Raw genomic sequence first — 6348 nt, forward strand, 5'->3', positions numbered from 1 at the left:
TCTGGTAACTGGCTTTACGGCTCCTATGAATAATTGGAATGTAACCTTCAACCTTCAACCTTCAACCAAACAACCTTCAACCTTCTAAATCATCATCCTCAGGATTCCCTGCTGACCTAAAAGAATTTCCCGCAGCAGGCTGAAAATCCCTACCCAAATAATTGGGCTAATATCAACCCCACCAATGGGAGGCACAATTTTGCGCATTGGCACTAAAAAGGGTTCCGTTGGCCAGGCTACTAGATTAAATGGCAAGCGATTTAGGTCTACCTGAGGATACCAGGTCAGAACAATGCGAAAGATAAACAAGAAGATCATTAGTCCGAGTAACGGACCAAGAGTCCAGATAGCAATCGTAGCAGCAGTCATGGCTTATTTATTCTAATGATCACAAATGTATTGCCGGTGCCACCGTCAGCGGTCAGCGGTCAGTGGTCAGTGGTCAGCGGTCAGCTTATTTTATTCAAAAGCACCTCAAGTACAGTGGCACAGGCTTCTAGCCTGTGAGCCCTAGCGGATTAGCTGATAACTGATACGCGACACGCTGATAACTGATAGCTGAATGCTTACCTGCCGCCTTAGGTGGCTAGGTGGCTTACCAGTGTCCTTGTGATTGTAGTTAATTTAATTTAAAGTTTCTCAATAATAGTATCATGTTCTTGTAAGCATTCAGCTATCAGCCGTGAGCCTTTGGCTCACGCTACTTGAGGTGCCGTCAGCTAATCAACGGGTAGTAAACCAGCTGGGGGGTGCTGGTACGGCTGGTTTAAAATCCCTGCTGGTTTTACTCATCCGACCCCGTGCAGTTATCGCTCCTGCTAGCACCTCAAGTAGCCTGGGCGTAGCGCATAAGCACCTCAAGTAGCGTGGGCGTAGCGCATAAGCTGATAGCTGAATGCTGAATGCTTAATCACAAACAAGGTTTACAAATTAACTAGGAGTTTTTATGACACCTTCATTAGCCAACTTTTTGTGGAGTTTACTTTGGGGTACTGCCATTGTGGTTATTCCTGCCACTGTGGCACTAATCGTCTTTAGCCAGAGCGATAAGATCAAAAGATCATAACAAAATCTCTACTATCTATGCCTTAAACGAACTAAGGCGGAGCTTTGATAGCAGGAAATTGAGTGGGTTCACAACCCGCTCAATTTTTGTATTCAGAATCTCTCCTGATCCAGGAGTAAAATGGTTGTTCTCCAGTTACAGTAGAGTGTAAGACCAAGAACTCGCTACCATAAGACTGGCCATAGGAGAGTAGCAATGGTAAATTTTGGGTTTAATTCAGCTAGCCTTTTGGGCATATTATTAATGCTTGCCGGAGCAGGACTCTATTTCCTGCGCTCGGTTCGTCCAGAACTAGCCAGAGACCATGATATCTTTTTCACTGTGGTCGGGGTAGTTTGTGGCTTTATTCTGGTGACTCAGGGATGGCGACTCGATCCGATTTTGCAGTTGAGTCAGCTGTTGTTGAGCGGTACAGCAATATTTTTTGCTGTGGAAAGTCTGCGGTTACGGGGCGTTGCCACTAAAAAAGCCCGGGAAGATGCTGGGTTTGAAGACCGTCAGCGACCAGTTAGCCGTAACTATTACCGGGAAGAACCACAAGAGGCTAATGTTTATGATGAATACGATGAACTAGAGCCGGTAGAGCAGCGATACTCCAACCCTCGCTTGCGGCCCACAGCAGATTCCAGGGAAAGGCGCACAGACCGTTATGAAGTAGAAACCCGTCGTTCAAGGAGTCGAGGGAGTTTAGAGGAATCGAGGCTAGAAGAGCGATCGCGTAAACGCCGCCCTCGTTCTAATGGTCAGTTTTCAGAACGACCTAGAGAGACCTGGCAGGCTCAGTTAGATAGTGATTGGGAAGACAGACCATCTCGTAGTAGACGTTCTCGTCCTTCGGAACAATCTGTGGAACGACCTGTAGAACGATCTGTAGACACTTGGGAAGCTAAGTTAGATCGGGATCTAGACAGAGATCTAGACAGAGATCTAGACAGGGATAGGGAAGACAGACCCGTTCGCCGTAGCCGTTCTCGTCGTGAATCTACAGAAAACTATGACTCAGGAAACTATGACTCAGAAAACTATGACTCACAGATAGCCTCAAGGGAAAGAAAGCGTCGTACCACCCCAAGGGAAGAAACATCCTCTAACTACTCAGACCAAAGTGATTATGTGGATTACAAACCCATCGACCTGTCTGAAGAAGATGATGAGCCGTTAGGACCTTTTGAGTACTAAGAAAACTAGCTATCAGCTATCAGTGATCAGCTATTAGCCATTAGCTATCAGTGATCAGCAATCAGCAATCAGCAATCAGCAATCAGCAATCAGCTTATGCGCTACGCGCACGCTACGCGAACAGCAATCAGGTATTAGTTATCAGTTATCTGCTAAAGGCTGAGAGCTGAGGGCTGAGGGCTGAGGGCTGAGGGCTGAGGGCTGACCACTGACCGCTGACTGCTGACCCCTTAGCCCCCTATGGTATCAAAACAGCGAGGTATTCGGAACAGAAGTTGCTAGACCCTAGGTCTTGTGTTGGATCTAGCTGATGGGATTGACCTTTGGTCACGCTACGCGATCGCATTCAACAAAAACAATCCTCTTGATCCATTACACTCCCGACTCCCGACTCCCGACTCCCGATTCCCGATTCCCGATTCCCTACTCCCTACCTACCACCAAATCCCACAAGGCATCAATACCACTGCCCACATACTCTGAATCCTGGTGTTGTTCAATCCATTCAATTACAGTAGGGAGAACATGATTAGATGTTTTACCCAATTCAACCAACGCTTCGGTTGCCTGCCAACGCACAGAAGAATCATCATCCATTAACAGTGCTAGTAGGACGTTGACTATGGTTTCTGAGTTGTTGCCCAATTGGCCCAAGGCTTCCGCTGCCCTGATACGCACAAAAGACTCATCATCCATTAACAGTGCTAGTAGGACGTTGACTACAGTTTCTGAGCTGTTGCCCAAATTGACCAAGGCTTCCGCTGCCCTGATACGCACACGAAAATTATCATCCATTAGCTGTGCTAGGAGGGCGTTTATTACAGTTTCTGAGCTGTTGCCCAAATTGCCCAAGGCTTCGCCTGCCCTCACACGCACAAAAGAGTCATCATCCATTAGCTGTGCTAGGAGGGCGTTTATTACAGTTTCTGAACTGTTGCCCAATTTGCCCAAGGCTTCCGCTGCACTCCCACGCACATCAGAATCATCATCCCTTAGCCTTGCTAGGAGGGCGTTTATTACAGTTTCTGAGCTGTTGTCCAATTTGCCTAAGGCTTCGGTTGCAAAGACAAGCACAAGATAATTATTATCCATTAGCCTTGCTATGAGGGCGTTGACTACAGTTTCGGAGCTATTGCTCAATTTGCCCAAGGCATAGGTTGCACTCCAAAACACAGCATAATTATTATCCATTAGCCTTGCTAGGAGGGCGTTGACTACAGTTTCTGAGTTGTTGCCCAAATTGGCCAAAGCTATGGCTGCGCCCCCACGCATAGAAGACTTATCATCCATTAGCCTTGCTAGGAGGGCGTTGATTACAATTTCTGAGCTGTTGCCCAATTTGCCCAAGGCTTCCACTACCTTCTCACGCACAACAGAATCATCATCCTTTAGGCGTGTCAACAATATTGTAATTACCTGCTCTTTTTCCCCTAACTCGTGTCGATACTTCAGCAATCGTTCCTCATCAATCTGATGTGAATGCTCCTTCAACATCTCTAGAGCTTGTATCTCAAAATCCGTTTCATACAAACTACAAATTATCTCAAAAACCTGCTCACAAATCTTCTCGCCAACCCGATCATAACTACTCACCTCCAACTCAACCAACCGCTCTAAAATTTCTTCAACTAAGCCACTATCAGTACTCCGTAAATTCTTCGGGTCTTCTGCCAAACAATTACCAGCAAACAACAAATCCCGATGTAACCACTGCTCATAGTTACTCTTATTAGTCAAAACTGCCCGAATTGCCTTCGCTGCATTTTTCGGTTTTTGTTGCGCTATCAGCAATAATAACACTTCGCGCCAGTGGGAGTCATGTAAATGCTCCCGAATCTGATTCAAGACAATTCCAAAATCATACTCATTCTCCGCTTGATAATTAATCTCTTGAGCACACAAATATTCTTGAAACGTCTTATGGACAAACCCATAGCAATCTTGCCCTTGTTCATTCAACAAACCCGTGCGCTTCTGGATCAACTCTACAAACCGTTTTGCCTCTTGCTTAGCTTTATACAAATCCACCTGCTTCAAGGTTTTAATCTGCTCAGCCAATTGCTTAATCAACTCATCTTTGTCAATTAACGTGCCACTGTCGTTATCTTCAGCATCTCCCTGAGTATGAATCCAATACGCCAACCATTCCATCAATCGGCGCAAATCATCCAAACTCAAATAGCTCAACCACTTATCACTACTTAATTCTTTATTAGCATCCCAAGAGGTTAACAAGGTTTCCACTGCTTTGTCATAAAGCTTATACCGTTCCTTGGGCAATACCGCTTGATACCGATGAATCAATGCAATAATTGTCAACAATAACGGATTCCGTGCCAATAGCTTAATCCGGTCATTATCATCCAGAGCCTTTCGTAAACTCTCCTTGCGCCTTTGAGCTTCTGCTTGGTCTTGAAAGCGACTGTTATACCAGTTATCAATAAACGCGGAAATCTTGCTATCATCAAAGGGTTCAATTTGATAGTGGGGAAATTCCTCAGTGCGGAAAAAATCCCGGCGATAACCAGCCGGTCTAGAGGTAATAATAGCGCGATTTCTGTCAAACTGTCCCAAAAAATTCTCGATGCGCCTGACCACATCATTGCGTTTAGCCTCTTCAGCTACTTCATCCAAACCATCCAGCAATATCAACGCCCTACCATCAGACAACCAATGCTCAAAAAATCCCACTGGTAACCGTTGCACTGACATCGTGTTTTCGGCAAACCCACAAGCATAGTCGATCAGGTTTTTATCGAGATTTATCCCAAAATCTCGCATCCTAATTAAAATCGGTAGCCAATCCGTATCACCATCTAATCCCAAAACCTCAGCCTTGCTGTCAGCCAACATTACTGCAAAATAACTCATCAACGTGGTTTTTCCAGAACCAGGCGCACCCAATATCACCACTCGTCTCGACTGACTTTGGCTCAATAGCTGCTGAGCTAAGAATTTCCTACCAGTCGTCTTTCTTGACAGCGCCCTTTCCAGTTTTTCCTGACTTTCTCCTGCTAACAACTCCCGCTCCCAAGGGCGAGCAGTTGATACCTCTTCCACCACATCGGGCATTACAAAAATTTGAGCTAACTTCTCCGATTTCTCTACTTCTTGCCCAGGCACAGCAATGCCAGCAAATTTAACATCATCAAACCAGTTAGCTAACTGCTCACAATAATCCTGTTTAGCTACCTGAAATTTTAGATAAGTAACTGTATGCTGAAAATAAGCATTAACAAATGTCTCTATCCAATGCTTGAGGCTATCTTGATTTAGTTTAATATTAGTCGTTTCTGCTTCTTGTTTAAATACGGTGCTTAAAATCTCCCGGTCTGGCTGCCCTTGATTAATTAACGGTTTCTGTAATTCTGCTAAAACTGCTGCATTAGTAAAATAGCACTGCAAAAAAATTTTAACTCCATTCAATCCATCCGGGGGAGCGTGAAAAAATAATAGCTGGCTCGGTTCCAGTTGTTTTTCCCATTCCTTAACTGCGTCTTCTCCCGCTTTGATTGCCTTCTCTACATCACTTTTATTCAGAGCTTTAACTATACGCTTCCCTGCTTCCCCCGCAACAGTACCTAACAAAGGTGACGCTATTTTCGATAGTTCCAAACCAGCTAAAAAGGAGAATGGTTCCATAATTTATAGGTAATTATGTTCGATGCTATTAATTATAGCAATTTAGGGAGTAGGGAGCAGGGAGCAGGGAGTAGGGAGTAGGGAGTAGGGAATCGGGAATCGGGAATCGGGAATCGGGAAAAAATCCTGTGCAGCTCACTACTATTATGATAAACGATATAATTTCTAATTTAGAATCCCTGAAAAAATGCGATGCTCTGATTAGGGAGCAGGGAGCAGGGAGCAGGGAGCAGGGAGCAGGGAGCAGGGAGCAGGGAATCGGAAAAAAATCCTAGGTAGCTCACTACTATTATGATAAACGTTCTAATTCCTAATTCATAATCCCTAAAAAAATGCATTGAGTTAAAGTCCCCCAGAATTGGGGGATTTAGGGGGCTTGCAATTCTCGCTAGTGAGGTCAATTCATCTGAAAACGACTGTAAATACTATCCGATCATGCTCGAAATTAAATGCTATCCCAG

The 6348-nt window shown here is 44.8% G+C and carries 5 protein-coding genes; 3 read left to right on the plus strand and 2 right to left on the minus strand.

Features of this window, described 5'->3' with window-relative positions:
- Positions 1-84: 84 nt before the first annotated feature.
- Entirely contained in the window at positions 85-369 is a 285-nt protein-coding gene (locus tag F6J94_RS27935) for a YggT family protein (protein ID WP_008186608.1), read from the minus strand.
- 577 nt (positions 370-946) lie between these two features.
- On the opposite strand from F6J94_RS27935, the gene psbX reads away from it, so the two are divergent.
- The 3 genes from psbX to F6J94_RS27950 all read left to right on the plus strand — a co-directional run bounded on the left by psbX (position 947) and on the right by F6J94_RS27950 (position 2728).
- On the plus strand, positions 947-1066 hold the full coding sequence (gene psbX / locus F6J94_RS27940; RefSeq protein WP_075905548.1) for a photosystem II reaction center X protein: 120 nt from the start codon (positions 947-949) through the stop codon (positions 1064-1066).
- Between the two features lie 195 nt (positions 1067-1261).
- A complete protein-coding gene (locus F6J94_RS27945; protein WP_293046367.1) occupies positions 1262-2245 on the plus strand; it encodes a Ycf66 family protein in 984 nt (327 codons plus the stop codon).
- Between the two features lie 294 nt (positions 2246-2539).
- Positions 2540-2728 carry a hypothetical protein gene (locus tag F6J94_RS27950; RefSeq protein ID WP_293046369.1) on the plus strand — a complete coding sequence of 63 codons (189 nt, stop codon included), beginning with the start codon at positions 2540-2542 and terminating at the stop codon, positions 2726-2728.
- Here F6J94_RS27950 and F6J94_RS27955 read toward each other — a convergent pair.
- Positions 2669-5887: an NACHT domain-containing NTPase gene (locus F6J94_RS27955; RefSeq protein ID WP_293046372.1), complete on the minus strand. Its 3219-nt coding sequence runs from the start codon at positions 5885-5887 to the stop codon at positions 2669-2671. The two genes, F6J94_RS27950 and F6J94_RS27955, sit on opposite strands and share 60 nt — an antisense overlap.
- Positions 5888-6348: the final 461 nt, after the last annotated feature.

This window comes from Moorena sp. SIO1F2 (assembly GCF_010672755.1).
Lineage (GTDB): Bacteria > Cyanobacteriota > Cyanobacteriia > Cyanobacteriales > Coleofasciculaceae > Moorena.

Coding starts and splice junctions, on each gene's coding strand:
- F6J94_RS27955 (WP_293046372.1), bottom strand. CDS start 5,887: ATGGAACCATTCTCCTTTTTAGCTGGTTTGGAACTATCGAAAATAGCG.
- F6J94_RS27945 (WP_293046367.1), top strand. CDS start 1,262: ATGGTAAATTTTGGGTTTAATTCAGCTAGCCTTTTGGGCATATTATTA.
- F6J94_RS27935 (WP_008186608.1), bottom strand. CDS start 369: ATGACTGCTGCTACGATTGCTATCTGGACTCTTGGTCCGTTACTCGGA.
- psbX (WP_075905548.1), top strand. CDS start 947: ATGACACCTTCATTAGCCAACTTTTTGTGGAGTTTACTTTGGGGTACT.